This is a genomic window from Saccharibacillus alkalitolerans (genome assembly GCF_011090185.1).
In the GTDB taxonomy this organism is placed as follows: Bacteria; Bacillota; Bacilli; order Paenibacillales; family Paenibacillaceae; genus Saccharibacillus; species Saccharibacillus alkalitolerans.
Genome location: NZ_JAAFGS010000002.1, coordinates 533,804 through 559,385, shown reverse-complemented (window position 1 = coordinate 559,385; position 25,582 = coordinate 533,804). Strand labels below are relative to the sequence as shown.

Sequence of the window (25,582 nt, the reverse complement as noted above, 5' to 3'; positions counted from 1 at the left end):
TCAGAAATCCATTTAATAAATATTGTGGAAATCTTTTATATTCGGTAAGATGCCTATGAGGGATGTGGTTTTCAAAGAATTAAAAGTCTGTTTTTAGTTAAATGATGAGGAGGTTTGATCGATTTGAAAAGAATGAGGGCAAAAGTACGGCAAACCGCGCTTTTATTCGGTACGGCGGTATTGGGGATATCGCTGATCGGTCCGGTCGGACCGCTGCCTGCAGCGGCCGCGGAGAGCGCCGGTGGGTCCCGGCAGATGGAATATCTGGAGCGCGGGCTCGTGGCGGTAAATACGGGTGAAGGCGTCTTCGTCAGCTGGAGACTGCTCGGAACCGATTCGGAAGGCACGACGTTCAATCTCTACCGCGACGGACGGAAGGTAAACGCCGAGCCGATCTCGTCGAGCACCAACTACCTGGACGCCGATGGGCAGACGAATTCAAGTTATTATGTAAGCGCTATACTGAACGGGAAAGAAGTCGGCACTTCGGACAAAACGAAACCCTGGACCGATTCGTACAAGTCGATTCCTCTGCAAAAGCCGGCGAATGCCGTGCTGCCGGGCGGCGAATCGATCCCTTACAGCGCCAACGACGCCAGCGTCGGCGACCTGGACGGCGACGGCGAGTACGAGCTGATTTTGAAGTGGAGCGCCGGCGATCAGGACAATTCCCGCTCGGGCTACACCGGCGAAGTGCTGATCGACGCTTACAAGCTCGACGGCACGCGGTTGTGGAGAATCGGGTTGGGCAAAAACGTACGGGGCGGCGCGCATTATACGCAGTTCATGGTGTACGACCTGGACGGCGACGGCAGAGCGGAAGTGGCGATGAGAACGGCCGACGGCGCGAAAGACGGAACCGGCCGAACGATCGGGGACCCCGATGCCGATTACCGGAACGCGAACGGATACATTTTGCAAGGACCCGAATACTTAACGATTTTCGACGGAGCGACGGGCCGGGAATTGGTCAGCACCGATTTCTCGCCGGCGCGGGGCAATATCGGGGATTGGGGCGATACTTACGGCAACCGGGGCGATCGCTTCCTGGCGGGCATCGCGTACTTGGACGGGAAGCGGCCGAGCTTGATCATGACACGCGGCTATTACGCGAAAACGATGCTGACCGCTTACGACTTCCGGGGCGGCGAGCTGAAAAAGCTCTGGACGTTCGACAGCGACGACGGCAATCAAGAGTATGCGGGGCAGGGCAACCACAGCTTGAGCGTCGCGGACGTGGACGGCGACGAGCGGGACGAGATCGTCTTCGGCGCCGCGGTCATCGACCACGACGGTACGGGATTGTACTCGACAGGTTGGCGCCATGGAGACGCGCTGCATGTGGGCGATCTGAACCCGAACCGGCCGGGACTCGAAGTGTTCCAGGTGCACGAGTCCGGACCGTACGGTTTGACGATGCGCGATGCCGCCACGGGCGAACTGCTGTGGAGCGTGGCCACGGGCGAAGACACGGGCCGCGGCCTGGCGGCGGATATCGATCCCCGCTATCCGGGAGCGGAAGCTTGGGCCATCTCCGGCGAATGGAACAGCAAAGTCGGCCATCTGCATACGGCTGCCGGAGAGAAAATCGGAGAAGATATTCCGAGCTCGAACTTCGCGATCTGGTGGGACGGCGATTTGTCGCGCGAGCTGCTCGATCACGACTGGACGGATTACGATATCGGGATCGGAACGCCGCGCATCGACAAATGGGATTACGAGAACGGCAAACTCGTTAATCTGCTGACGATGGAAGGCGCGACTTCGAACAACGGCACCAAAGGCAATCCGGTTCTGCAGGCCGATCTGCTCGGCGATTGGCGCGAGGAAGTGATCGTGCGGAATCTCGACAGCACGGAGCTGCGCCTCTACACGACCACCGATCTGACGGAACATCGCATTCCGACGTTGATGCACGATCCGGTGTACCGGTTGGGAATCGCTTGGCAGAACGTGGGCTACAACCAACCGCCGCATACGAGCTACTTCCTGGGCACGGGCATGGAGAAGCCTCCGGTATCGAACGCCGACTACATCGTGCCCGCGAAGATCGACATCGACCCGCACGTATTGGCCGGCAAATTGACGGGCAGCGTGAAGATCGGCATCGGGATTCCGGACAACGCCGCAGCATTGGCCGGTTCTTCGGTTCGGCTTGCGGTGAACGGGAAGGACGTAGCCGCGGAGATCAAAAAAGACGCAAAAGGCTATCAAGTGAAGGCGGATCGCAGAGCGTTCGTGCAGGCGCTCGCCGGACAGACCGGCGAAGTGGAAGCGAAGATCGCCATCGTCTCCGATACGGGCTCCGCGTTCGTCGGAACGGATACGGTGATCGTCAAAACGGAATCGCTGACCCTGTCCGTTCGGGGAGACGACTCCGTGAAAGCGGGCGAGGAATTCAGTCTGAGCTATGCGGTGAACGGAGCGGGCGACAGCATGCGCGAATTGAACTTGAATCTGTCCTACGACCCGGAAGTATTGGAATTCGTGGCGGCGGAGTCCGCCGTCAAACAGCTGAATTTCAGCGCCGAAGCCGGGCAGCCGGGCCGTGTTACCGTGAAGGCGAGCGGAACGTCGAATCAGCTGTTCAATAAGGAAACGTTGTTCACGGTACGCATGAAAGCGAAAGAGACGGAAGCGGCAAGAAGCGAAGTAGCGGCTCGTGACATCGTCTATGCCAACGCGAAAAAAGAACGTCACGCGATCGCGGACGCCGTGCATGCTATTAACTTGTTCTTCGAAGCGCGCGAAATCGCGGTGAGCGGGGAAGGCGGCGCTTCCGCGATCGATTCGAACCGGGGCACGCTGCGCCTGAGCGCGCAGGTCAAGCCCGCCAACGCGAATCAGTCCGTGACTTGGTCCGTGTACGGCCTCGACGGCGAAGCGACGGAGCTCGCTTCGATCACCCCGGACGGCCTGCTGTCCGGCAACTCGAAAGGGCTTAACGGCCAAGTGAAAGTCATCGCGACGGCGACGGACGGAAGCGGCGTGACGGGAGAACTGACCGTCGATATTTCCAATCAGCTGCAGGCGCTGACAGGTTCCTTATTCGGAGCCGAACCGGCATGGGCGGCGGGCAGCGAATACGACAAAGCTTTCGACGGAGACGTGAATACGTATTACGATTTTAAAAACGGCGCGGGAGGCTATGCCGGCATGGACCTCGGCGAAGGGGCCGAGGCACGCCTTGACCAAGTCCGGTTTTATCCGCGCAAAGGCATGGAAGTCCGAATGGTCGGAGGCAAATTCCAGGGCTCCAACGTATCGAGCACGGAAGGGTTCGTCGATTTGCACACGATCGGCGAACAGCCGGCCGCGGGATGGAACACGGTAAACGTTTCGGCGGATACCGCATACCGTTACATCCGTTACTATACGCCGGAGACCGGGAACGCCAATGTCGCCGAACTGGAATTTTACGCGGCTCCGGCCGCTTCGGACCTGATGCCGGAATAATCGGGATCGGAATCCGGCAGGGCTTCGAAGCAGCCGACAAAGAATCCATAAAGAACCGCAGCGTCCGCTGCGGTTCAACGTGTCGAGAAAGTTCAACGTGACAAGAAGCAAGAAGACGGAGAGAGAAATTCAGTGAAGGAACGACAGTGTTCGCCTTTGAAATCGAGAAAATTCCATCAAAATTCAATCCTTTTTCTCGATTTCAACACGCGACCGGAACGAATTTTTCTCGGAGTCCGCTTGCTTCCCGTGTCTACGTACTTTTCTCGACAACCTGAACCGCAGCGTCCGCTGCGGTTCTTCCGCGTTTAAAAGATCCGTCTGAGCTGCCCGCTCAATGTCTCCGACACTTCCCCGATCCCCGGCAGCGCCTCCAGCAGCCCGAACGTCTCCCCGCCCCATTCGCCGTCCGGGTCCCAGACCTGTCGGCCGATCCGCACCTTTTCCCCGTCCGTATAAGGTTCGATCCGCGCCAGCGCCTCTTCGACGAATCCTTCCGGCAGCGGTCGGCCGAGCTTTTGCGACCATTCCGTCAGAAACGACAGTCCGCGCAGCAGATCGTATTCGAAAAATCTCGGGAAGCACGGCTTCAGCCAGTCTTCGTTAATGACCTCGCCGCTGGACTTGGAGCAGACCAGGCGGTGTTCGATCAGATACCGCGCGCCTTCGTCGAGAACGTTTATTTCCCGATCGGTGAACGCCCGGTCCGTATGCCGCAGAATCGCTTCGAGCGGAGGAAGGGTGGACACGAGGGAGCTTTTGCGGGAACCGACATAGGCATCGGGATCGCAGTTCAGTCCGCCGTCGGGCAGCTGATGACTCAGCAGCCATTCGCGAATCCAAGGCATCTCCTCGTCGACCGGACGGCCGCAGGCGCGCAGAATCATGTAAAAGACGGCGAGTTCGCAGTGGCAGCAGTCCCATTTGGCGCGGTCGGCTTCGTTTTGCGGCGCGTCTTCCCCGGTAATGACGAACCGCGGCCAGACGCGCGTTCGGAGCAGCCGTTCGGCTTCGAGAATCGCGGATTCCGGGATGCGCCCCGCTTCGCCCAATTCGTGCAGCGCCGACATCCGCCACCAGGCGCCGTCCCATTTGCGCCGGCTGTCTTCGTCGCTCCCCGGGTCGAAGTGCGTCGTCGTTTCCAAAAAACGGACCGATCGTTCGATGGCGGCGGCGACAGCGGATCGAGAGCTCATAAGCATTCCCCTTTGACGTTTGTTTTTTTGCCTGCCGTCAGGCTTTCCCTGTATCATGGAGCATAACGGAAAAGAGTTCAAGGGAAGGAATGAAAGCATGGGACAACGGGTCAATCTGGCGCTGGTTCGCGGAGGCGGATACCGGCTTTATTATCACCATTGGTGCGCGGAGACGCTGACGAGGGACTTGTTTTGGGGAGAAGAATACGCTTTGCGTTTTATCGAGGCGCAGCGCGGGGTGGAACCGGAAGAATGGATGAACGAAGATTGGGCGGAAGGCGGAGCGGTCGTCGACCTGGATCGGAAAACGCTGCTGCTCTACGGAGGGGGCGACATTTTGCTGGATATTCCGCTCCGGCAGATGTATATGCGCCTGCTGGGAGCGTCTTGGCCGGGCTGGGAGGTCAAATGGGCCGGCGAAGGGATCGTCGGGCTGGCCGATTACGTCGGCTATGCGGGACATCGCCTGCTGGGAAGTTTTCTGCACGATCCGGACATTCCGCTTCTGACGCCGGCGGAGAAAAAGGAGTGGATCCTCACGGTCGCGAGCGTCCGTTTCCCGGACGGGGAACTGCTGCTGTATCCGCAGAGCACGTTTTACGAGTATACGCTGGAATACGGGGAACGTTCGGCGGCTTATTTCGACCGTTCGCTCGGGGTGAAAGAGCTGTATACGCAGGATTGGCCGGAACCGGTGCCCAGCGGAGGGCTGCATCTCGATATCGCCGAGCGTCTGCTTTATTTTTGGCATGCCGATTGCGTCAGCGGCATGGCTGCCAAGCTGGCTCCGTACTGGCCGGGTTGGACGATCGTCGATCTGGGAGAAGAATACGGGCTTCATGCCGGCCTGGCGGAAGGAAGACTGACATTCGGCGAGCCGGACCCGGAAAAAAAGCTGGCGAGATTGCGGGAGATGCTGCTGTACGAGTGGAACAGTCCGGTCGAAGGCGTGCTTCGGTTCGCGGAGTCTCAAGCGGAAGCGGGCAAAAGCGTCGCGGTCAACGCGGCCGCGCTGTCGGACGATCGGACCGAACCGGATCGGGAGACGAAAAAGGAAATTTTGGAGCGGGCGATCCGCGGAGCGGGTTTGGGATGAATCAGGGGGGATGAACTTGAATTGGACGCATATTTTGGGACAAGGACTTTTCGGCGAACACGGGCGGCCCGACGGCCTGTATTGGAACGAAGACCGCAGCTTGATGGCCGTGACGTCCACGTTCGATTCGATGCAGTGGAGCGCGCGGGACCTGAACGGAGGATTGAAGGTGCGCCGGCGGGTGTCGATCTATCGCACCGAAAGTTTGAGCCGGTTGGCCGTACTCGACCTGCGGGGGCCTTGGCCGATCAACGACGCGGCGTTCCGCCCCGGCCGGAACGAACTCGCGATCGGGAGGGGAAGTTATGACGGCGGTTATTTGTTCGAAGGCGAACTGCTGCTGTGGGATTACGAGAATGACGTCAGCCGTTCTCTGTTGGACGTCTCCCGGGAAGTGACGGCCTGCCGGTTCGACGAAAACGGAGAGCGGCTGTACATGATGCTGCGGCCGTTCTCCGAAGAGGCAGAGGAAGGCGATCCGTTCGAAACCTACGAAGCGTACGAAATGGAAAACCCTTCGGCCGAGGGCCGCGTGGTCGCGGGAGAATTGAAGCCGGTTCCCGCCGAAAAAACGGGAATCGCCGAGCCTTATGCCGAGCAGGACGCGAACGCCGTGCTCGGCCTTTTGCAAGAAATGTCCCGCGGCGATTTCGAGATTCGCCGCCGCGTGTGGGATATTGCATGGCTGGGCGAGCGGGAGATCGCCTGCGTCGGAGGCAGCCGCCAGCTGGAGCGATGGGATCTGGATACGGGACGGACCGGTTCGTGGGGCAGCGATTCGGCGGGAGAGGCTTACGAACTGATTCGTGCCGCAGACGGCACGCTGCTCGTCAACTGCTCGAAGCGCGAGCTCGACGGCGGAATGTTGAAGCACCGGTCGACGCTGCTGCGGTGGGACGCCGATTCGGGAAGCTGCTCGGCCGTGCTGGAAACGGACGTTCCGTATTCGCTCAGCCGAAACGCGGCAGGAGTCCTGCTGGCCCGGGACTGCTCGGGCAGCCGGAGAAAAGGGACCGGCACCCGCGATTTCCTGCTGAACGGCGGATTCGAACGGGAGGAAGACTTGAATCTTGGGCACTACGACCTGTTCAACCATTACTTGAGGATCGACGGCGCGCCGGGGCTTTATTTTTTGCAGGGAACGCCGGCTTCTTCGCACGAGCACAAATGGGTATGCGCGTTCGAGCCTTCGAATTCGCAGGTTCGCAGGCTGTTCCCGCTGAACACCGATTCGACCGAACGCGAACATTTGATGAGCGACGGCGGATGCTTCTGCACGGACGAGCTGGGCGAGTCGCTGGTTCTGGCCGCCGGTATTCACAGCTACCGGCCGGGACGCGCCGCCGATTCGGAAGTGCTGGCAAGGCGCGCGTTGGAAGACGGGAAGACGCTCTGGGAGCTGCGTTTCGGAAGCCCGGTTACGGCGGTGACGTTCGAGCCGGAAACGCGGACCGTCTGGTTCGCGCTGGCGGAAGGGAAGCTGGGCTGCGTCGACTCGGCAAGCGGCAGGCTGCTGGCTCTGGAAGACGTGAGCGTCGAAGGGATCAGCACGGTCATTATGTCGCTCGCGCCGCGCGGAGGACGGATCGCCGCGGGCACCATCGAAGGATGGATTCTCGTAGGGGAAGCTTCCGGCGCTTCCGCGAAATTTGAATAGAAAAAAGGAGGACTCGAATGACGAGTCCTCCTCAGGCTGTCCTCGAAAGCTGCGTAGACGCGGGAAGCGAGAAGACTCCGAGAGAAATTCGTTCCGGTCGCGTGTTGAAATCGGGAAAAGAGATCGAATTTTTGCGGAGTTTTCCCGATTTCAAAGGCGAACACTATCGTTCCTTCACTGAATTTCTCTCTCCGTCTTCTCGCTTCTAGCTACGCTGGACTTTCTCGACAAGTTGAGGAGGACTCGAATGACGAGTCCTCCTTCGAACGTTATATGAGGAAGCTTTCAAGTCGCTTCCGCGGATTCCACCGCCAGCGGGAGCGTCACGGTCACCGTCGTGCCCACGCCGTACTCGCTGTCGATCTTGATCTGTCCGCCGTGCAGGCGGACGATTTCTTTGCTGATCGCAAGGCCCAGGCCGCTGCCGGACATTTTGGAGCTGCCTTTGTAGAAGCGTCGGCCGATCTTTTCGAGGTCTTCCGCCGGAATGCCTTCGCCGTCGTCCTGTACGGAGATGTGAACCTGCAGATCTTCGCGTACCGCCGTCAGCCGAATTTCGCCGTTCAGTTCCGAGAACTTGATCGCGTTGTCGATCAGGTTGACGAACACCTGCTTGAGCCGGTTGAGGTCGGCATGCATCGGCAGCGGTTCTCCGGGCAGCCGGGTGCTCAGCACGACGCCGCGCCGGTTGCCGGCAAGACTGTACTGGAGGTCGAGCTGCGCCAGCAGGTTGTTCAGGTCTACGGGAACGGACCTCATCCTGATCTCGCCCGCCTGGTATTTGGAAAAGTCGAGCAGGTCTTCGACGAGCCCGATCAGCCGGTCCGTCTCGCTGGTAATGACGCCGAGACCCAGCATGGTCGTCTCCTCGTCTTCCAGCCCGCCTACGACCAGCGTTTCGCCCCAACCTTTGATCGACGTCAGCGGCGTGCGCAGCTCGTGGGAGACGGTGGAAATGAAGTCGTTTTTCATTTTCTCGCTCTTGGACAGCTCTTCGTTCATATGATTGAGCGATTCGGCCAGCGTGCCGACCTCGTCGTTATGCTTGAGCACGGCCTTGGCGGTGAAGTCGCCGGTCGCCATTTTGCGCGAAATGACCGTCAGCTCCTTGATCGGGGCGACGATGCGGCGGGCGATAATCAGGCTGAGTCCGAATCCCAGCAGCAGCACGGCGGCTCCGATGCCGATCGACCAGCCGATCAGCTTCGCTACTTCCCGGTACAGCGGCTCGGTCGAAACGGAGAAGCGAAGCGTCCCGATCACTTCACCGTAGCTGACGAGTGGGCTGGACACGGCCATGATCCGCTGCTTGAAAGCCTTCGAGTAGCCCGTATAGCTGCCGACGCCGCCCTGCTGGGCGACACGGACATCGGGAGTGCGAATACGCTGGGAAGAGGAGAAGCCGTAGGAATCGACGACCGTCCGCCCCTGCAGATCCAGCACCTCGACGCGGCTGCTCTCGCCCGGAACGAGGTTTTCCAGAATGTAGCGGGCCCGCTCGGGCAGCGTATACCCTTCCATGAATTGATTGGACAGCGTTGCCGCCGTAACGGCGCGGGACTGCACGATCTGCCGGGCGCTGTCGAAGTAATACGTATACACGGCCGCCGCAAAAATGGCTTCGAGCACCAGCACGATGGTCAGGAGCAGCAGTCCGATTTGGAGCAGGAGTCGGCCCTTAATGCTCTTCAACATTGCTGTCCGCCTCCTCTGCCTCGTCGGTGTCCAGTCCGGCCAGCTCGACCACTTCGGCTTTGGTGAGCCGGAGTTCTTCGTATTTGTCGGCTTCTTCGCCGGTTAATCCGGCATTTTCGGCGGGAAGAAGGGCGACCGTGATCTCCGGCGATCGGCCGGGCATTACCGAGCCGGTGCCGCCGAGCACCACATAGTCGCTTTCGCTGCTGTCCAGAACCGTCTTCAGGCGCTCCCATTCTTCGGGAAGCAGCTGGCGCAGCGTCAGCAGCGGAGCAGGCTTTCCGTTTTCCGGCACGTACATGAACCGAACTTCCCCGGCGGCGTTTTCGCTGCCCGCAGGAAGGTCGATCCGATACAGGCCGAGCCAGCGGTCCGGAATGCGCAGGTCGAACCCCCACTGCCAGAACCGGTCTTCGACGAACGTCATGCCGCGTCCGCCGTCCCATCGGTAATACGACTCGCTCCACAGCTGCGGCGTGCCCGACGAATCCTCGGCGCTCGGCAGCGGATTGGGAAGAGCGACCTCCAAAATGCCGTCTCCGTCGACGTCGCGGTTCTGCGCCGGATAATCGATCCACCATTTCTGTTCCGTAGCGCCCAAATCCCGGCTGTAATCGGGACGGCCGAGCTTCAAGTTCTGCCGGGATGCGCGTTTGCCGTAGTCGCTCTGCGTAAGCGAGAGCACGTTGGCCAGCCTGCCGCCTTCCCAGGCAAACAGGACGGCATAGCCCGAACGGGTCGTGCTCAGAATCTGAGCGAACAGTCCGCTGCGGTCCGCCGAAGCGCGTTCGATTCTCATGTTGGCGACGGCGCCGTCGGTGCGGCGTTCCGCGAGCGCCGCCAGTCCGCCGTTTTTTGCGCCGATCAGCGTAATCTCCGAGTGCGTGTCCTCGGTGCCCACGGCGGGAGGAACGAGGGCAATCTGATCCAGGCCGTTCCCGAGCAGGTCGCCGACCGCGATCTGTTCGTACGATTGATGGAAGAGCGACTGGGCTTTGCCGCCGGAGAAAGAGTACACGAACAGCTCTTTGGGCAGTCCGGAGCCGCCTCCGTCATAGCCGAGCAGCAGTTCGTGCGACGATGCGTCCGTCAGCGGCTTGATGGCCAAATAATCGAGATTCATGCCGCTGCCGGTAATCTGGTCGGCTTTTTTCCATACGCCGTCTTTTTTGTTCAGGATCAGCACATTGACTTCGTAGTCGGTATCGGGTTTCTTATAGGAAACGATCAGTTCTTGCTCGCCGTCGCCGTCGAGATCGGCCAAACGGATGGCGCTGCCCTGATCGGATTGGTCGGGAGTGGTAAGCTGGTACCCGGCAGGCAGGAAGGGCTGCACGGCGCGGTACAGCGACTGCTCTTCGTTCGCGAGGTTGGGCGCGTGCAGCAGGTCGCCGGGCGAAGCGATCCGGCCGCATCCGGCGGCAATCATCAGAAGAAGCAGCAGTCCGGCGATTTTTAAGGCGTTCATAAGCGGGTTCTCCTTCGGAAAGTCAGAGCTTTTTTTATTTTATCGGCATCCGTGCCCGGTTTGGAAATACGACAGCCGTAAGGTTCGGCGGTTCATTTTCGCAAGTAAACGGGCGCAGGTCAAGGGGAAAATTCGGCCGGACCGAAACGGCGGACAGCGGAGGGGCCGCGGGTACGCCGACCTCGAAGCCCCGGGCGGCCGCGCAGATGCGCGAACGGCAAAAAACGCCGACCGTAGGCGGACGCGCGGCGAAGAACCGGATCTAAACGAAACGTTATCGGCTGTTCAGTTTGAATTTATTATTGGAGGTTATGCTGAGGTCATCAACCGAAGACCAGGAGGTTTCCCGTCATGCAAAAAAACGTCACGAACAAAAACGATCTTCCGCCGCTTCTTCCGTTCCGGATTGCGGCCGCGGCGCTGAAAACCTTATATGTGCTGCCGCATGCCGCCGTCATCTTGTTCGGATACGGGCTTGCGTTCGTATTGGCCGCGATGTCCGGTTATGCGTTCAATGCGGCGGCCGCCAACACGGGAGGCGGCCCGGGCGCGATGCTGCTGAGCTTCGGCGCCGGGGCCGTCCTGCTGGCTGCCGCGCTGCCGGTCGGACTCAAGACGACGAACTTTGCGCGCCGGTTTCTGCGCGGGAAGGAAGCGGGAATCCGGAATCCGTCCAGACGGCCGGCCGGAATCCGCACGCTCGAAGAAGCTTATCGAAGCGGCAAAAGCCTCTTCGGCTCTTTGGCGCTGACGATGTTCGGAACCGGATTGTTTTCGCTGGGGCTCGGCATGGCGCTGGACGGACTGAACATGCTGATGCTGCCGGGCGTCGCGCTTTCGTTTCACTCCTGAAGGCGCCGAAGGCATGCCCGCCTTACAGGGCGCCTTCGGCGGATCGCCATCCGTCGGCCCGTCGGCCGCCGTTATTCTCTCGGCAGCGTCACCGTCACGGACGTGCCTTCGCCGGGATAGCTGTCGATCCCGATCTCCGCTTCGTGCAGCGTCAGAATCTTGCGCACGAGCGTCATGCCGAGTCCGCTGCCTTCCGAAGCGTGCGAGGTGTCTCCCTGATAGAACTGGTCGAAAATTCGGGCCAGCGTCGCTTCGTCCATGCCCGGCCCGCGGTCGCGCACCGTGACGGTTACGGCGTCCGGACCGCCGTTCACCCGAACGCTCAGAAGCGAGCCGTCCGGCGAAAACTTGATGGCGTTGTCCAAAATGTTGACCCAGACCTGATTCAGCAGCCGGGCGCTGCCGAGATATTCGGTCTCCTCGAGCTCCAGATCGAAATTGAGCGCCTTGGCGGACCATTTGCTCTCGGCCATCAGGATCGCGCGGCGGATCTGTTCGCTGACGGAGAAGATTTCTTTTTCCGAGGCGACCCGTTTGGATTCCAATTTGGACAGTTCCAAAATGCTGTTCGCCAGTTGGGCCAGCCGGTCCGATTCCGCGATCATGATCGACAGATATTCCTCCCGTTCCTCTTCGGACACCCCGCCTTCCCGCAGCAGTTCCGCAAACCCTTTGATCGAAATGATCGGCGTTTTGAATTCGTGCGAAAAGTTGTTGATGAAGTCTTTGCGCAGCAGTTCGACGCTTCCCAGCTCTTCCGCCGCTTTGTTGTAGCTTTTGGCGAATTCGTTGATTTCCAGCGAATGCGAGCCTTTGTTCAGCCGGATGCGGGTGGCGAAATTCCCTTTCGCCAGTTCGTTCATCGCCGCGATCATATGCCGCATAGGCTTGATCAGCACGCTGTTGATCATCAGCAGGATGGCCGCGCCGATCATGAGACTGATTACATAAGCGAAGATCAGCAGGGGAACGCTCGGCTGCTCGTAGAAGTTGTCGGGCAGCCAGCCCCAGTGGATCAGCAGCACGCAGAGCAGCGCCGCCGCGCTCAGCAGAAACAGGATGATCACGAACAGATTGATCGACAGCAGCAGGAACAGGTTCAGCTTGGAGGCCGGAGAACGGAGCTCTTTCATGCCTTTTTCACCGCCCGGTATCCGAGCCCGCGTACCGCCTGAATCTCGAATTCCGGATAATGCTCGAAGCGTTTGCGCAGCCGATTGACATGCACGGTGATCGTGTTTTCCCCGCTTTCCGTCTCCAATCCCCAGATTTCGTCGAGCAGCTGCAGCCGCGTGAATACTTGGCCCGGATAAGCGAGCAGCTTGTACAGCAGATAAAATTCCTTCGGAGGAAGCGCCTGAATGTCGTCGCCGCGAGATACGGTCAGCGCGTCGTAATTCAGCGTCACGCTGCCGATCGCGATCCTGCGCTCGTTCACGATCCGCGAACGCCGCAGCAGCGCCTGAATGCGCAGCAGCATTTCCTTTTTGTCCACCGGCTTCGTCATGTAATCGTCCGTCCCTACGAGAAACCCCTTGTGCTTGTCTTCCGGAAGCTCCTTGGCCGTGACCATCAGGATCGGCATCCGGTAATCGGCTTCCCGCAGCATTCTCGTCAGCTCGTATCCGTCCAGATTCGGCATCATGACGTCGGCGACGATCAGATCGAACTGGTGCTCCTCCAGCTTCTCCAGCGCTTCCCGGCCGTCGAAGGCCGACGTCACCGTATAGCCTTCGGCCCTCAGCACGGCTCCCATCAATTTGTTGGCGTTACGGTCGTCTTCCGCAATCAGGATATGAAACAAATCCGCCCACCCCTTTCTTCTATTTTAATGATATAGCGGCCGAACGTAAACTTAAGCTAAACGATTTCGCGAAGAAAGTTTATTTTCGATTTAGGTTGGCGGACTATGCTGGACAGGGCAACAGAAAGGAGAAGGGATTATGCGGCACATGAAAAGCGGGAAGAATCACGGCGAAGAAGCGTTTTGGAGTGATTCCCGTCAGGGGCAACCGTCCGAAATCGTGATCAAATCGATCTTCGCGCCGTTTCTGTTCCCGTTCAAAATGATTTTCTTATTGTTTCGACTGCTGTTTCTGGCCGGCGGCTGGGGAATGGTCGTGACCGCATACTGCGCGGTCCTGGGAACGGGCTTGATCGGAGCCGCGGGACTGCTCGGAGGTTTCTTATCTGTCAAAAACGGCTTCGGCGCTTCGCTGCTCAGCTTCGGAACCGGATTTTTCTCGCTGGGCTTGTGCCTGCTGGGCCTGGCGGCGGCCGGTGCGGCCGCGGGCGCGTTCATCCGCATGATGACGGGGAGAACCGCTGCGCAAAGACGAAGTCGCGCGGAAGAAGGCCGGCTTTCGAAGTTCGGGAGCGGGAACGGGCTGAAGCTGGCGGCAATTCTGCTGGCGGCAGGCCTGCTGACGGGCGGGATCGGCGTCCTGGCGGGCGGCTTCGAACACACGCCTCGTCCCGAGCTGCCCTTCTGGCATAACGGCGAATGGGATGATCGGAACGGAGGAGGGGGAGCGCCATGAACGCCGAGAGAATGGCCAGGCAGATGCGCTTCTCCGCCTGTTCGGCCGGCTTCAATCTGCTGATCGCGGCCGCCAAACTGGCGATCGGCCTGTTCGGCACTTCGCTGCTGCTGTGCTTGCATGCCTTCTGCAACGTAGGCATGGCGACAGCCAAACTGACCGCGGTCAAAAGCCACCGCGCTTACGGGAAGACGGACGATTCCCGACCGGATTCCGGCGAAGAATGGCTCTGCTGCCTGCATATGGGGCTGATCGTGGCAGGGTCGAGCCTGATCTTTTTGCTGTACGGCGCGGCGGTTCGGCATTTCGGTTATTCGCCGGCCTATTCGTTCAAGGGAGCTCTGCTGATCGCGGTCGTCTCGTTCACGGAAATCGGCATCGCGGTATTCGGCATGTTTGTGGCGGGAAGAGCGAAGAAGCCTCTGGTCACGGCCATCAAGCTGACGAACTTGGCTTTTTCGCTGTTTACGCTGGCGCTGGTCCAGACCGCGATTCTGTCGTTCAAGGAGCAGCAGGATCATTCCGCCTACAACGGCATGATCGCCATGGTTCTCGGCGGCGTGTCTCTGCTGATCGGACTCGGCATGGCGATGCGGGCTTCGTATAAGCTGCAGGAGATCGGCGAAGCGGACCGACCCGAAGCTCCCGTTCCGTCTGCGGCGGCCGCGATTCGGTTTCGGAGCCGGCCTCGCTCTGGTATGATCGTAGATAGACAGCGGCCGATGCCCGACCTGATCGAGGCTCGGTCCGAATCAAGCGACGAAGGAGAGAGTCTGACATGTATTACGGCACCGACAAAATGACGGAACTGCTTAAGCGCGTCTATGCGCGCGAGCCCGGGGCCCGGGAGGAACTGGACGCGATCGAAGCGCCGCATGCGCTTTCGGCGGACGGAACCGCTCTCGTGCTTCTTCAGTTCAAGCATGCGCAGCGTCTGCCGAGCGGGCGAATTCGCATTTTATCGAAAGCTCCGGAACCCGATGCGGAATCGTTCCTATGCGCGGACCTGTACCGCTGCCTGCCTTCGGGCGGAACTTCCTGGACCCATATTCCCGTTCCGGGTCCGTTCGGGCCGGCCTCGGTCTTTTTCGAGGAAAGCGGCGCCGGAACCGGAGCGGAAGGTCGCTTCGTTTTCGAATCGGCCGACGGCCGACGGGCGAGCGCTTCGATGGCCCAGATGGGCATGTCGTTCCGTCAGTTGGATCTGATTATGGAAGGCGCGGAGGAATCGGAGATCGAAGAGGAATTCTATGCGATGGGAGAAGCGGTCGTGCCTCCGCCTCCGATCAAGCGAACGGCCGCCGACAATCCTCCGATCGGCTGGGCCGGCGGGCTGTTGACGTTCAAGACGGAGCTTCAATGGTTCGAGGGCGAATGGGAGGCGGAAGGGCGGCGCATCGACATTCGTCTCCAAACGCCGGAAAGAAAGCGGGCGTTGGAGCTGCTTCCGATCTTGGAGCAGCGGATCGCCGGTCTGGAATCGACGGACACGTCGGCCCGCCGTCTGGCGGCGGATGAACTGCTCGACGCGAAAAACGATTTTTGGCTGGACGAAGACGAAGAAGAAGCGACTCCCGAACAATTTGCCGGCTTGATGGAACTGGAATCGCTGACGCTGGACGAAGACGGGGACGTGGCGCTGTGGTATGACGACGGAGAACTGTTTGCGGGCCATACGATCTGCGTCCGTTTTGATGCGGCCGGCGTTTTCCTGTCGGCCGACATGATGGGATGAATCGGCGAAAAACGATTGGCCGCCGCGCCGCCGAAAAAGGGGCTTGCCGATTCGTTTTTTTCTGCGCTCAAACGGTTACAAATAGTGAAGAGGCACGACGTTCGGCGAACGGATCGGCCGGCGCAGAGGAGGACACACACATGTACAAACGGCTGATTGCGGTTTTGGCGATATCCATCCTGCTCGGCGGCTGCGGCAGGGAAGCGGAAAATGCGGCGGCTCCGGGCCCGGCGGCGGCTCCGATCCGAAAGGAGGCAGCGGCGGCCGCGCGCGATTACGAGGGCGAAGGAGAAGCTTGGACGGCCGAATACTCCATGTATGTGCCGGAGGACGGAGGAAAGCTTCGCGCGCGCTTGACTGCCCGTTACGAAGGCGACGAGCCCGCTCCGACGGGCGAGGTCAAATATTCGTATTACGGAGCGGACATCGAAGCGGGCAGCGGCGGTCTGGTCGTCAAGCAGGTGCCCGATAACGGCATTTATCTGCTTCGGGACCTGACCACGACGGAATATGTGCCGGACCAATCCGGCACGGTGGAACTTCTGCTGATTTGGAACGGAGGCAGACGTTCCGAGACGATTCGCCTGAAGCCGGCGGGAGAGTATTTCTGACCGGTCCGCGCATCGAACGGCGGATCGGGCGCATAAGAAGCGCGGCACGTTTTCCGGCAGTCGGGAAACGTGCTTTTTTTTGCGCTGCTCGCCCAAATTCCGCCGCATTTTTCAGCTTTTTTTCAGGCTTGTTGCCTATACTGGTTGAAGACCGTTTCCTTATGGGAATTTTTTGCCGAGAAGGGGCTGGACCATGCCGCAAGTATTCAAAAAAGCTTTCTATCTGATCCTGACGTTTTTTTTCGGACTGTTTGTCGTCTCGTCGTTTTTCGTGCGGGCCGAATATAACTTTGCCGCTTACGGCGACAATCCGATTCTGGACACGCAGCGGCCGATCGTGCTGATTCTGCTGCTGCTCGCCCTGGCGGCCCTTGCGCTGTTCGCCTACCGGCTGTGCCGAAAGCTGAACCGGTATTCCCCCGCCGCTGTCGTTCCGGCCGTGCTGGGCGCGTCGCTGCTCGTGCAGGCCGCGCTGATCTTTCTGCTGCCGCGGCTGCCTACGGACGACTCGCAGACGGTGCTGGCGCTGGCGCTCGATATGCTGTATCGGAACGACTACTCCACCTTCGAGCCGGGCGGATATCTGCATATGTTTCCGTTCAATTTCTCGATCGTGCTGTATCTCAAGACGCTGCTGGCGATCTTCCCGAACAACTACCTGGTCATCAAGCTGTTCAACATCCTGTTCTCGCTGCTGACGACGCTGATGATCTATCTGATCTACCGGGAGCTGACGGGACGGAATAAGGCGAACGATTATGGCGTGCTTCTGTTCGCCGCGTTCTATGTCCCGTCCCTGCTGATGCCGAATCTGATCTACAACGACGTGATCGGAACGGCTCTGCTGACGTCGGCGATTTATTTCGTACTCCGGTTCGTCAATACGAAGTCGTTCAAGTCCATCGTCTTCGCGGCGCTTCTGCTGGCGCTGGGCAATTATTTCCGCGGCATCGGCGCGATCGTGCTGATCGCTTCGGTTCTCTGCATTCTGCTCGGCATCCGCAGAATCGGCGTACGGCGCGGCCTGCTGTCGCTGCTCGTGTTGGCCGCGCTCTTCAACGTGCCGGCCTGGACGCAGAACGCGGCGCTGCAGGCGGGCGGCGTGACGGAAGATCCGGCCACCGAACATTCGGCGCCGGTCTACATGTGGCTGAACATGGGGATCAACCTGGAGCGCTTCGGTTTCTGGGACAACATGCAGAGCTACCGGATCTATCAAAGGGAAGCGGGGTACGACAAAGCCGTCAGCGCGGAGCTGTACAAACAATCCATCCGCGAAAAGCTGTCGGACGCTTCGTTCGGCGAGCTGCTCGGCATGTATTATAAAAAGCTGATCTGGACCTGGACCGAAGGCACTTACCAGATCGACCGCTACGGAATCGGCAGCGGGTCGCCGGACCGAGGATTCGCCCGATCTTCCATCGCCGGCAGCTACAGCTACGATACTTGGCTGACCGGGCTGTTCGAGGGCGATTCGGCCGCTCGCGCCGGCCTGCTGTGGGCCCTGTACGCGGCCGGCGTGCTCATGTACGCGTTCGCCGGCGTGAGGCTGGTTACCGGCATTCGCGCCAAGCGTTACGGCGAAGTGCTGCCGGTACTGGTGCTGCTGGGGTTCATCGGCTTCTATCTGCTGTGGGAGATCAAATCCCGATACTTGTATCCGGTCTATCCGCTGTTGATCGTGCTGTCGTACATGGGCTTCAAAGATACGCTCGCCCTGCTGGCGAACAGCGCGTTAGGACGGCGGTTGGTTCCGGACGAGGAGGAATCGATCGATGGATAAAAAAAAGACCGGAACTCTGCTGTCGCTGCTCGGCTTGTCCGTCCTGCTGTCGGCCTGCGAGGCCGTGACGGCGCAGAACATCCCGAGCACGCTTACCGCCGCCGGAAGCGGAGGAGCCGGCATGGGAGGGCCGGGCGCGCGGATGGAGATGCCCGGAAGCTTCGCCGGGAGAGGCGGATTTAACGGGCGCGGCGGCATTCGCCAGGCGCTGGACGCCGATCTGATCGGCCGGATCGCGGCGCTGGAAGGAGATAAAATGACGCTGGAACTGCTCGAGAGCGGAACCGGGACGGCTGGCGGCGGCTCACGGTCGCCCGGGGGCGCCGCAGCCGATCCATCGGATTGGGAGTCGACCGGGATAACCGTAATGCTGACGCTCGGGAGCGGCGTCAAGATTACGGGCGAATCCGGTTCGCTGCGCTCCGACGGGCTCAAAAAGGGGCAGGTCGTGATGGTTTGGTATAAGGAAGGGAGCGAGAGAGTCGAACGGATTCGCACGTTGAAATAGCGGGATTCCGTTAGTGCCGTGAATGAAGAGCGAGAAATTGAATTGTGAAAATTTAAATTTCGAAGAATTAAAGCTTACGAAGTCGAAATTAGAGGTAAAACCGCGAATAAAGTAGAAAAAATTGTCTGTTTGAGGCGTGACGCCTGCCTGCTTATCCTTTATAACAAGCTCATATACCTATTCCGGTACAACTATAGACCCATGGAGGCTTATTATGAAACCGATGAAGGAACAGCGGCAGGATTTGATCCGGATCACGTCCAAAACGCTGTTCTCGCTTTTGCACTCCGTCATCGATGCCAATACTTTTTTTATGGCTTACAATAACGGCAAACAGAACACGATTCTCAGTACCTGGAACGCCGATGAAGAGATGGTCAGGGAAGGAAGCGTTCTGCCTTATCCGATCTCTTACTGCAGTCTGGTCAATAACGAAGGACCGATTATCATCGAAGATACCACGACTTCGCCTCTTACGCGGGAAATGCCGGTGACGTCGGAGATCGGGAAAGCCAGCTTCCTCGGCGTTCCGATCCATCTGGAAAACGGCGAATTGTACGGCACGATCTGCTCGCTGGACCGGGAGCACGCCTTCACTGCGGAGGATGTCGAGCGGCTGAGCCATGTCGCCTCGGTCATCGCGAGTCTCATTCATCTGGAAGAGACGACGTATTTCGACGATTTGACCGGCTTCCTGCGCCACAGCGCCCTGGAACAATTTTACGAGCGGGAACTCGAAGATTCGCCCAAAGCCGTAATTTTCATGGATTTGGACAACTTCAAGGAAGTCAACGACGGCTACGGACACACGACCGGGGACCGCGTCCTCCAGTCGCTGGCGGACGCGATCCGCAAAGCCGCCGACGACGACTGGCTGCTCTGCCGATACGGCGGCGACGAATTCGTGATCGTTCTGCCCACGAACGAAGCGGAGCGGGTGCAGGAAGCGGTCGACCGTCTGGTCGCGGCTTTTCGCGTCGAAGATCTGCCTTTGACCGAGCAGGAAGAACAGCTGACTCTCTCGATCGGGGTCTGCCTGGAAGCGGACTCGCTGCGCGAATATATCGAACGGGCGGATACGGCGATGTACAGCATCAAAAAGGGCGGAAAGGCGGGGATGGGCATATTTCGCATCGAGGATCAGCAGGCGGAGCTCGATATGCGGCAGGCTCTGCAGAAGGGCGAATTGGAGCTCTATTATCAGCCGATCGTCGATTCCGTAACGGGATATCCCGTATCGTACGAAGCGCTGCTGCGCTGGAACCATCCCCAGCGAGGGCTCGTCTCTCCCGTAGAGGCGATCGAAGCGGCGGAAAAGGCGGGATTGATCGAACAGGTCGATCTCTGGGTACTGCGCGAAGCGTGCCTGGCGCAGCGCATGCTGAGCCCGGAGAAACGCATTCATGTCAACATTACCGTCAAGTCGCTGCGCGATCCGTATTTTGTCGAGCTTGCGGCGGAAGTATTCGTGCAGACCCAATGCCCGCCGGAAAAAATCGAGATCGAACTGAACGAGACGACCCAGCGGCTTGACGCTTCGCATATTTTGCCGCAGATGCTTCGGCTGAGCGAATGGGGCGTGACCTTTTCCCTGGACGATCTCGGAAGCCGTTCTTCCTCGGGCATAGGACTGCTGCAGGAGCTGCCGGTCGCCACGCTGAAGATCGACCGGATGCTGATCCGCAATGCGCAGCAGAATCCGGTCAGCCGCGCGATGATCCGCGGCATCATGGGGCTGTCGAGAGAACTGGACCTTTCGGTCGTAGCCGAAGGCGTGGAGACCGAAGAGCAGCGCGCCCTGCTGGTTTCGCTCGGCTGCCGGGAGCTTCAGGGCTACCATTTCTCGCGTCCCCAACCTCTGGGAAGGCTGCGCCCGGAACCGCGGTCTTATTTGCGGGAGGAAATTGTGTTCGGGAAAGATGCAGGAGGCGGCTTGAAAGCTCAATGACGGGGCCGAAAGCAAGAATGCGGCATGGCGGTATGGATGCGGCATAAGAATACGGCCAGACCAAAACAAGGTTCCCCAAATGGCGGGGAACCTTGTTTTCGTTGCAGGGACGGATCAAGGGCTTTCCCTGCGCCCCGCTGCCGGCCGACGGACCGTACGTGGACCGGCAGCCGCGCGCCGCGTCTTACGGTTTCGGCGTCGAAGTCAGATCGACCGTCTCGTTGAGGCCGGGTTCCGATTTCGGATCGGAGCCTTTGCCCACCGCTTTTTTGAGCAGATGGGTCATCATTTTCACGGCGCTGCCGCTCTCCCAGTATTCGGCCGTTTCCGCTTTGACGCGGATAAGGACGAGGTTGGGGTCGTCGTAGGGCGTATCGAGAATTTTTTCGTACATTTTGTTCCACAGCACTTTTTTGCGGGCGTCATCCTCGACGAATTCCGCTCTGCCGCTGATCGACACGTAAGACTTGTCCGCATAGGCCACGTTGACGCGGGGGTCCTTAACGATTTCGTCGTATTTGGCCGTATCCTTTTTCGTCAAAAACCACAGGTCGCCGTCGAACTCGATATGTTGGGTTTGCATCGGACGGGACACCAGGCCGGCATCGGTCACCGTGGTCAGCATCGCCGTTTCGATATCTTTGATCAGATCGCGCACGGTCTCGACCGCTTTCGGATCGGAGGTCGTGGCATGTTCGCTCAGGTTGGACATGGTGAATCGCTCCTTTTCCGCAATGGGCATTTGTTAAACCCTTAAACGTCAGGCCCTGCGGATAAACGGCTATTTTTCGACAAATCGGCAGCCGGATCGCCTCGTCGAAAAAATGTCATAATGCCGCCGAAAAGAAAACGCCGCATTACCCGAAAAGCGCTCGTTTAAACCGCAACCGCTGCGGTTACATAGAAAAGGAGTTCGACGGCGGCGGGCATTTACCGTCCCGGCATAGGCCGTCGATACACGAAACGGTTGTACGGAAACGACGGCAGCTTGCATGAAGTCCATTCATTATGACGAGGAGGCGTTCAGCATGACCGACCAGTATACGTTTCAGGATCCGACCAAGCAGTTCCCGAAAGCGGGACCGGAGTACGAACAGCAGCAGGAGGGACCGGGCCTTCAGCAGGACATGGCTCCGAAGCCGGATTCCGGCGAGACGTCGTACGTAGGCAAGGGACGGCTGACCGGCCGTAAAGCCGTCGTCACGGGAGCGGACAGCGGCATCGGCCGCGCCGCGGCGATCGCTTACGCGAGAGAAGGCGCCGACGTGGTGCTGTCCTATATGCCGGAGGAAGAGCCGGACGCGCAGGAAGTCGTCAAGTTGATCGAAGCCGAAGGCCGCAAAGCGGTGGCCGTGCCCGGCGACGTGAAAGACGAGCAGTACTGCGTGAACTTGATCGAGACGGCCGTCAAAGAATTGGGCGGCCTCGATATTCTCGCGATTGTGGCGGGCAAGCAGCAGTTTGTCGAAAGCATCGACGAGCTGACGACGGAGCAGTTCGACGAGACGTTCAAGACGAACGTATATGCGATGTTCTGGCTGTGCAAAGCGGCGATCAAGCATATGCCTCCGGGCGGATCGATCATCAATACATCGTCGATTCAGGCGTACAAGCCGGCTCCGATCCTGCTGGATTACGCGACGACGAAAGCGGCGATCAACACGTTCAGCAAGGCGCTGGCGCAGCAGGTCGCCGAAAAAGGCATCCGCGTCAACGTGGTCGCGCCGGGTCCGGTCTGGACGCCGCTGCAGGTCGCGGGCGGACAGCCGCCGGAAAAACTGCCGAGCTTCGGCGAGCAAACGCCGCTCGGGCGCCCCGGCCAGCCGGTGGAAATGGCGCCGGCGTACGTCTTCCTGGCCAGCCAGGAGTCGAGCTATGTCAGCGGCGAGACGCTGAACGCGAACGGCGGCATGCCGACGCCTTAAGCGGAGGCGGACGGCATAAGCCGCAAGAAGATTCCGAACTTGTCATCGGCAGACGCTCATCGCGAACAGCCCGCCGGAACGCCGCAAGCGCTGCGGCGTTCCGGCGGGCTTCATAAGGAGGAGAATAACATGACCGATCAATATACGTTCCAGGATCCGACCAAGCAGTTCCCGAAAGCCGGCCCCGAATTTCAGCAGAAGCAGGAAGAGCCGGGCCTGCAAAAAGAGATGACCCCCCTGCCGGACTCGGGCGAAACGTCGTACCGCGGCACGGGCCGATTGACCGGCCGCAAAGCCGTCGTGACCGGAGCGGACAGCGGCATCGGCCGCGCCGCGGCGATCGCTTACGCCAGAGAGGGCGCCGACGTCGTGCTTGCGTACCTCCCGGAAGAGGAAGCGGACGCGCAGGAAGTGGTCAAGCTGATCGAAGCCGAAGGCCGCAAAGCGGTTGCCGTCCCCGGCGACGTGCGCGACGAGCGGTACTGCGTGAATCTGATCGAGACGGCCGTCAAAGAACTGGGCGGCATCGATATTCTGGCGAATATCGCCGGCAAGCAGCAGTTCGTGGAACAGATCGAAGACCTGACGACGGAACACTTCGATGCCACGTTCAAGACCAATGTATACGCGATGTTCTGGCTGTGCAAAGCGGCGATCAAGCATATGCAGCCGGGCAGCACGATCATCAATACAGCCTCGATCGAAGCTTACGAACCGGAGCCGATCCTGCTGGATTACGCGACGACCAAAGCGTCGATCAACACGTTCAGCAAAGCGCTGGCGCAGCAGGTCGCCGAGAAGGGCATCCGCGTCAACGTCGTGGCGCCGGGTCCGGTCTGGACGCCGCTGCAGGTCGTCGGCGGCCAGCCGACGGAAGTGCTGAAGGAATTCGGCGAAGAGACGCCGCTGAAGCGTCCGGGTCAGCCGGTCGAAATGGCGCCGGCGTTCGTGTTCCTGGCGAGCCCGGAATCAAGCTACGTCGTCGGCGAGACTTTGAACGCCAACGGCGGGATGCCGACGCCTTAACGGACAAACCGGGCCTGCCGCCTCACAAGGCCTGCCCGGATCCCGGGCAAAAGGCTCGGAACGTCCGAAAAACCGATTCTCCGTCCGGAGAATCGGTTTTTTTCGTCTTCGGGGACGCGGACCCCGGTTTACTGCGAATCCGGGGGATCGATTTGCAGGTAGAAGTCGGGCTTGAGCAGATATTCGGGCGGGTACAGATCGTCGCGCGACGACAGCAGCCCAAGGAAACGGATGATCGGAATACCGACGGGGTCCTGCCTCGCCTTTTCCGAAAGATCGGGAATTTCGTGCGCCGACAGGGCGGCGATTACAAAGACGTCTTCGCGATCCGACATGCGGTACAAAATATTGCGTTCGTCGAACACTTTTTCCGAGTCGTCAAGGGTTAGCAGGCGAAAAAGCCGGCTTTTCCAGCGCACGTCGATGACTCGAAAAACCTGGCGGTTCACCAGTTCGATCATGCGTTTTGCTGTCAGATTCAATTCGATGCCCGTAATATAACCGTTCTCGTCCATATCGTTGCCGTACAGCGTATCGTAGCCTTTGCAGAAATCCTGCTTGTAAGTGAGCTTGGCGATCTTCATCCGGTCCAGCTTGGGGGCCGGATCTTCCGCGGGTTCCGCGATGTGGGGGATATGCAGGCGTTCCGCAGGCACATGGCCGAGAATGTCGCCGGCAAGGCCTTCCAAGGTCGAGCGGTGCGTCGGAGGCATCAAATAAATGTGACCCATCGGCCAGTATCCGTCGTCGAAGCAGGTCATGCGCATAAGAGGAAAGCTCCTTTTTGAGGAAATATTCATGGACGCCGAGGTATCCCCGAACGGTAAAATAGACGCCGTCCGGCAAAAAAGGTTGCGCCGCGATCGAATCGATGAGACCTGCAGCGTCCCGGTAACGTTTATATAGAGATTGGAAAGAAAGGAGAGGGTCGGATGAAAAGGAAGCAAGCCGTGCCGGGTCTGCTGTCGGCTGCCTGCATCGCCATGACGGTCGGCTGCGGCGGGGAACGGGAAGAAAAATTCGAACCCAACGTATTTTCCGAGCGGGATATGTGCATCGTCAAAGCGGAGGAGACCGGTTCGCGTGTCTGCTACGGGATGGAACGGGAGGAAGCCGAAAAAGCCGTCGGAGCGCTCGTCGGCGAGGAGAAGCCCGGTGGTATCGCTTACGAAGAAGGAGTCCGGCTGACTTATCGGGAAAACAAGGTCGTTGGCATGGATCTGCTGGAGGACTCGCGTGGTCGCTACCAAACGGCGCGGGGCGCGCAGGTCGGCATGTCCCGCGAAGAACTGGTTAAGCTGTACGGCGATCGTTACATGAAGCCCGAAAGTCCGGGAATGCTCGTTTATTATTACGACTCGCGGACGAAAGAACTGCTAACGGAGGCAAACCCGGAGATGATGAAAGGGGGGATGGATGAGGCGCAGGATTGGTATACCGCATCCGTCATTCTCCGCGCCGACGACAAGGCCGAGTTTATTTCGCTCATGGACAGACGACGGGCCGTTTATATGAATTGACGGCGGTTCGATCCCGGCGGAACGCGGCAGGAAGCGCGTCATTCAAGCCGAAAAAGGTCGTTTCCCGACGGACGGGAAGCGGCCTTTTTTGGGGAATGAAAAAGACTTACAGTTCCTTCGTCATGAACATGCTGTTCGGATCGAGCGCATAATCCCCGAACGGTCCGCACTCCGCAAATCCGTGCTTCTCGTACAGCGTGCGGGCCGGCACGAACGCGTCCATCGATCCCGTTTCCAGACTGATCCGCTTGTATCCTCGCCTGCGGGCCTCTTCGATAATATGAATCAGCAGCTTCTCCGCGATGCCTTTGCGCAGGTGACGGCTGTCGGTCTTCATCGACTTCAATTCCGCATGGGTCGGGTCAAGCTCCTTGATTGCGCCGCAGCCGAGCAGCTCGCCGTCTTCCCAAGCGCTCCAAAACGTGATTTCCGGCTTGCGCAGCTTGTCGAGATCCAGCGCGTGAATGCTCTCCGGCGGCGAATGCAGCTTCATGCTATCCAGATGATCCTGCAGCAGCGCCGCGACTTCCGGACCTCTCAGATCGTCGATTACAATATTCATGGCA

At 59.4% G+C, this 25,582-nt stretch carries 22 protein-coding genes and 1 pseudogene; 15 read left to right on the top strand and 8 right to left on the bottom strand.

Features of this window, described 5'->3' with window-relative positions:
• Nucleotides 1–132 precede the first annotated feature (132 nt).
• Together GYN08_RS23665 and GYN08_RS23660 are read left to right on the top strand one after the other, a co-directional pair.
• Nucleotides 133–2,025: pseudogene (locus tag GYN08_RS23665) on the top strand (rhamnogalacturonan lyase); the annotation flags it as partial.
• Nucleotides 2,002–3,456, top strand: coding sequence for a cohesin domain-containing protein (locus GYN08_RS23660; protein WP_235946082.1), 1,455 nt, complete (start codon nucleotides 2,002–2,004; stop codon nucleotides 3,454–3,456). The pseudogene GYN08_RS23665 and the gene GYN08_RS23660, both read left to right, overlap by 24 nt.
• Before the next feature lie 308 nt (nucleotides 3,457–3,764).
• On the opposite strand, the gene GYN08_RS07970 is transcribed toward GYN08_RS23660, so the two are convergent.
• Complete coding sequence (locus GYN08_RS07970) at nucleotides 3,765–4,652, bottom strand: prenyltransferase/squalene oxidase repeat-containing protein (protein ID WP_166273652.1); 888 nt, start codon at nucleotides 4,650–4,652, stop codon at nucleotides 3,765–3,767.
• A 97-nt stretch (nucleotides 4,653–4,749) separates the two neighbouring features.
• On the opposite strand from GYN08_RS07970, the gene GYN08_RS07965 reads away from it, so the two are divergent.
• Nucleotides 4,750–5,748, top strand: coding sequence for a hypothetical protein (locus tag GYN08_RS07965; RefSeq protein ID WP_166273651.1), 999 nt, complete (start codon nucleotides 4,750–4,752; stop codon nucleotides 5,746–5,748).
• Between the two features lie 16 nt (nucleotides 5,749–5,764).
• The gene (locus GYN08_RS07960) at nucleotides 5,765–7,405 is read left to right on the top strand and encodes a hypothetical protein (RefSeq protein WP_166273650.1); all 1,641 of its coding nucleotides are present in this window, start codon (nucleotides 5,765–5,767) and stop codon (nucleotides 7,403–7,405) included.
• A 285-nt stretch (nucleotides 7,406–7,690) separates the two neighbouring features.
• Here the strand turns inward: GYN08_RS07960 and GYN08_RS07955 are convergent, their stop codons facing one another.
• On the bottom strand, nucleotides 7,691–9,100 hold the full coding sequence (locus GYN08_RS07955; RefSeq protein ID WP_166273649.1) for a sensor histidine kinase: 1,410 nt from the start codon (nucleotides 9,098–9,100) through the stop codon (nucleotides 7,691–7,693).
• Nucleotides 9,084–10,568, bottom strand: a complete 1,485-nt coding sequence (locus GYN08_RS07950) for a hypothetical protein (RefSeq protein WP_166273648.1) — start codon at nucleotides 10,566–10,568, stop codon at nucleotides 9,084–9,086. Before GYN08_RS07950 ends, GYN08_RS07955 begins: the two co-directional genes overlap by 17 nt.
• A 351-nt stretch (nucleotides 10,569–10,919) precedes the next feature.
• Here GYN08_RS07950 and GYN08_RS07945 point away from each other — a divergent pair, with 351 nt between their 5' ends.
• Nucleotides 10,920–11,420: a hypothetical protein gene (locus GYN08_RS07945; RefSeq protein ID WP_166273647.1), complete on the top strand. Its 501-nt coding sequence runs from the start codon at nucleotides 10,920–10,922 to the stop codon at nucleotides 11,418–11,420.
• Nucleotides 11,421–11,491: 71 nt separating this feature from the next.
• Here the strand turns inward: GYN08_RS07945 and GYN08_RS07940 are convergent, their stop codons facing one another.
• Nucleotides 11,492–12,553 (bottom strand): sensor histidine kinase, encoded by a 1,062-nt coding sequence (locus GYN08_RS07940; RefSeq protein WP_166273646.1) that lies wholly within the window; start codon nucleotides 12,551–12,553, stop codon nucleotides 11,492–11,494.
• Nucleotides 12,550–13,224 carry a response regulator transcription factor gene (locus tag GYN08_RS07935; RefSeq protein WP_166273645.1) on the bottom strand — a complete coding sequence of 225 codons (675 nt, stop codon included), beginning with the start codon at nucleotides 13,222–13,224 and terminating at the stop codon, nucleotides 12,550–12,552. Before GYN08_RS07935 ends, GYN08_RS07940 begins: the two co-directional genes overlap by 4 nt.
• Nucleotides 13,225–13,363: 139 nt before the next feature.
• Here GYN08_RS07935 and GYN08_RS07930 point away from each other — a divergent pair, with 139 nt between their 5' ends.
• The 7 genes from GYN08_RS07930 to GYN08_RS07900 all read left to right on the top strand — a co-directional run bounded on the left by GYN08_RS07930 (nucleotide 13,364) and on the right by GYN08_RS07900 (nucleotide 20,545).
• Complete coding sequence (locus GYN08_RS07930; RefSeq protein ID WP_166273644.1) at nucleotides 13,364–13,960, top strand: hypothetical protein; 597 nt, start codon at nucleotides 13,364–13,366, stop codon at nucleotides 13,958–13,960.
• Nucleotides 13,957–14,763, top strand: a complete 807-nt coding sequence (locus GYN08_RS07925; protein ID WP_166273643.1) for a hypothetical protein — start codon at nucleotides 13,957–13,959, stop codon at nucleotides 14,761–14,763. The genes GYN08_RS07930 and GYN08_RS07925 overlap by 4 nt, the downstream gene beginning before the upstream one ends.
• Nucleotides 14,739–15,695: a DUF2262 domain-containing protein gene (locus tag GYN08_RS07920; RefSeq protein ID WP_166273642.1), complete on the top strand. Its 957-nt coding sequence runs from the start codon at nucleotides 14,739–14,741 to the stop codon at nucleotides 15,693–15,695. The genes GYN08_RS07925 and GYN08_RS07920 overlap by 25 nt, the downstream gene beginning before the upstream one ends.
• A gap of 140 nt (nucleotides 15,696–15,835) precedes the next feature.
• Nucleotides 15,836–16,306, top strand: coding sequence for a hypothetical protein (locus GYN08_RS07915; RefSeq protein WP_166273641.1), 471 nt, complete (start codon nucleotides 15,836–15,838; stop codon nucleotides 16,304–16,306).
• A 193-nt stretch (nucleotides 16,307–16,499) separates the two neighbouring features.
• Nucleotides 16,500–18,089, top strand: coding sequence for a glycosyltransferase family 39 protein (locus GYN08_RS07910; protein ID WP_166273640.1), 1,590 nt, complete (start codon nucleotides 16,500–16,502; stop codon nucleotides 18,087–18,089).
• Entirely contained in the window at nucleotides 18,082–18,597 is a 516-nt protein-coding gene (locus tag GYN08_RS07905; RefSeq protein ID WP_166273639.1) for a hypothetical protein, read from the top strand. Before GYN08_RS07910 ends, GYN08_RS07905 begins: the two co-directional genes overlap by 8 nt.
• Nucleotides 18,598–18,811: 214 nt before the next feature.
• Nucleotides 18,812–20,545, top strand: coding sequence for a sensor domain-containing phosphodiesterase (locus GYN08_RS07900; protein WP_166273638.1), 1,734 nt, complete (start codon nucleotides 18,812–18,814; stop codon nucleotides 20,543–20,545).
• Between the two features lie 184 nt (nucleotides 20,546–20,729).
• On the opposite strand, the gene GYN08_RS07895 is transcribed toward GYN08_RS07900, so the two are convergent.
• Nucleotides 20,730–21,257: a pyridoxamine 5'-phosphate oxidase family protein gene (locus tag GYN08_RS07895; protein ID WP_166273637.1), complete on the bottom strand. Its 528-nt coding sequence runs from the start codon at nucleotides 21,255–21,257 to the stop codon at nucleotides 20,730–20,732.
• A 316-nt stretch (nucleotides 21,258–21,573) separates the two neighbouring features.
• Here GYN08_RS07895 and GYN08_RS07890 point away from each other — a divergent pair, with 316 nt between their 5' ends.
• Both GYN08_RS07890 and GYN08_RS07885 read left to right on the top strand, forming a co-directional pair.
• Complete coding sequence (locus tag GYN08_RS07890) at nucleotides 21,574–22,470, top strand: SDR family oxidoreductase (RefSeq protein WP_166273636.1); 897 nt, start codon at nucleotides 21,574–21,576, stop codon at nucleotides 22,468–22,470.
• A 129-nt stretch (nucleotides 22,471–22,599) separates the two neighbouring features.
• Entirely contained in the window at nucleotides 22,600–23,496 is an 897-nt protein-coding gene (locus GYN08_RS07885) for an SDR family oxidoreductase (protein ID WP_166273635.1), read from the top strand.
• Nucleotides 23,497–23,624: 128 nt separating this feature from the next.
• On the opposite strand, the gene GYN08_RS07880 is transcribed toward GYN08_RS07885, so the two are convergent.
• Nucleotides 23,625–24,263 carry a hypothetical protein gene (locus GYN08_RS07880; RefSeq protein ID WP_166273634.1) on the bottom strand — a complete coding sequence of 213 codons (639 nt, stop codon included), beginning with the start codon at nucleotides 24,261–24,263 and terminating at the stop codon, nucleotides 23,625–23,627.
• A 165-nt stretch (nucleotides 24,264–24,428) separates the two neighbouring features.
• Here GYN08_RS07880 and GYN08_RS07875 point away from each other — a divergent pair, with 165 nt between their 5' ends.
• Entirely contained in the window at nucleotides 24,429–25,016 is a 588-nt protein-coding gene (locus GYN08_RS07875) for a hypothetical protein (RefSeq protein WP_166273633.1), read from the top strand.
• A 106-nt stretch (nucleotides 25,017–25,122) separates the two neighbouring features.
• Here the strand turns inward: GYN08_RS07875 and GYN08_RS07870 are convergent, their stop codons facing one another.
• Complete coding sequence (locus GYN08_RS07870; RefSeq protein WP_166273632.1) at nucleotides 25,123–25,578, bottom strand: GNAT family N-acetyltransferase; 456 nt, start codon at nucleotides 25,576–25,578, stop codon at nucleotides 25,123–25,125.
• Between the last annotated feature and the right edge of the window lie 4 nt (nucleotides 25,579–25,582).

Coding starts and splice junctions, on each gene's coding strand:
- GYN08_RS23660 (WP_235946082.1), top strand. CDS start 2,002: ATGGAGAAGCCTCCGGTATCGAACGCCGACTACATCGTGCCCGCGAAG.
- GYN08_RS07970 (WP_166273652.1), bottom strand. CDS start 4,652: ATGAGCTCTCGATCCGCTGTCGCCGCCGCCATCGAACGATCGGTCCGT.
- GYN08_RS07965 (WP_166273651.1), top strand. CDS start 4,750: ATGGGACAACGGGTCAATCTGGCGCTGGTTCGCGGAGGCGGATACCGG.
- GYN08_RS07955 (WP_166273649.1), bottom strand. CDS start 9,100: ATGTTGAAGAGCATTAAGGGCCGACTCCTGCTCCAAATCGGACTGCTG.
- GYN08_RS07950 (WP_166273648.1), bottom strand. CDS start 10,568: ATGAACGCCTTAAAAATCGCCGGACTGCTGCTTCTTCTGATGATTGCC.
- GYN08_RS07945 (WP_166273647.1), top strand. CDS start 10,920: ATGCAAAAAAACGTCACGAACAAAAACGATCTTCCGCCGCTTCTTCCG.
- GYN08_RS07940 (WP_166273646.1), bottom strand. CDS start 12,553: ATGAAAGAGCTCCGTTCTCCGGCCTCCAAGCTGAACCTGTTCCTGCTG.
- GYN08_RS07930 (WP_166273644.1), top strand. CDS start 13,364: ATGCGGCACATGAAAAGCGGGAAGAATCACGGCGAAGAAGCGTTTTGG.
- GYN08_RS07925 (WP_166273643.1), top strand. CDS start 13,957: ATGAACGCCGAGAGAATGGCCAGGCAGATGCGCTTCTCCGCCTGTTCG.
- GYN08_RS07920 (WP_166273642.1), top strand. CDS start 14,739: ATGTATTACGGCACCGACAAAATGACGGAACTGCTTAAGCGCGTCTAT.
- GYN08_RS07915 (WP_166273641.1), top strand. CDS start 15,836: ATGTACAAACGGCTGATTGCGGTTTTGGCGATATCCATCCTGCTCGGC.
- GYN08_RS07910 (WP_166273640.1), top strand. CDS start 16,500: ATGCCGCAAGTATTCAAAAAAGCTTTCTATCTGATCCTGACGTTTTTT.
- GYN08_RS07905 (WP_166273639.1), top strand. CDS start 18,082: ATGGATAAAAAAAAGACCGGAACTCTGCTGTCGCTGCTCGGCTTGTCC.
- GYN08_RS07900 (WP_166273638.1), top strand. CDS start 18,812: ATGAAACCGATGAAGGAACAGCGGCAGGATTTGATCCGGATCACGTCC.
- GYN08_RS07895 (WP_166273637.1), bottom strand. CDS start 21,257: ATGTCCAACCTGAGCGAACATGCCACGACCTCCGATCCGAAAGCGGTC.
- GYN08_RS07890 (WP_166273636.1), top strand. CDS start 21,574: ATGACCGACCAGTATACGTTTCAGGATCCGACCAAGCAGTTCCCGAAA.
- GYN08_RS07885 (WP_166273635.1), top strand. CDS start 22,600: ATGACCGATCAATATACGTTCCAGGATCCGACCAAGCAGTTCCCGAAA.
- GYN08_RS07880 (WP_166273634.1), bottom strand. CDS start 24,263: ATGCGCATGACCTGCTTCGACGACGGATACTGGCCGATGGGTCACATT.
- GYN08_RS07875 (WP_166273633.1), top strand. CDS start 24,429: ATGAAAAGGAAGCAAGCCGTGCCGGGTCTGCTGTCGGCTGCCTGCATC.
- GYN08_RS07870 (WP_166273632.1), bottom strand. CDS start 25,578: ATGAATATTGTAATCGACGATCTGAGAGGTCCGGAAGTCGCGGCGCTG.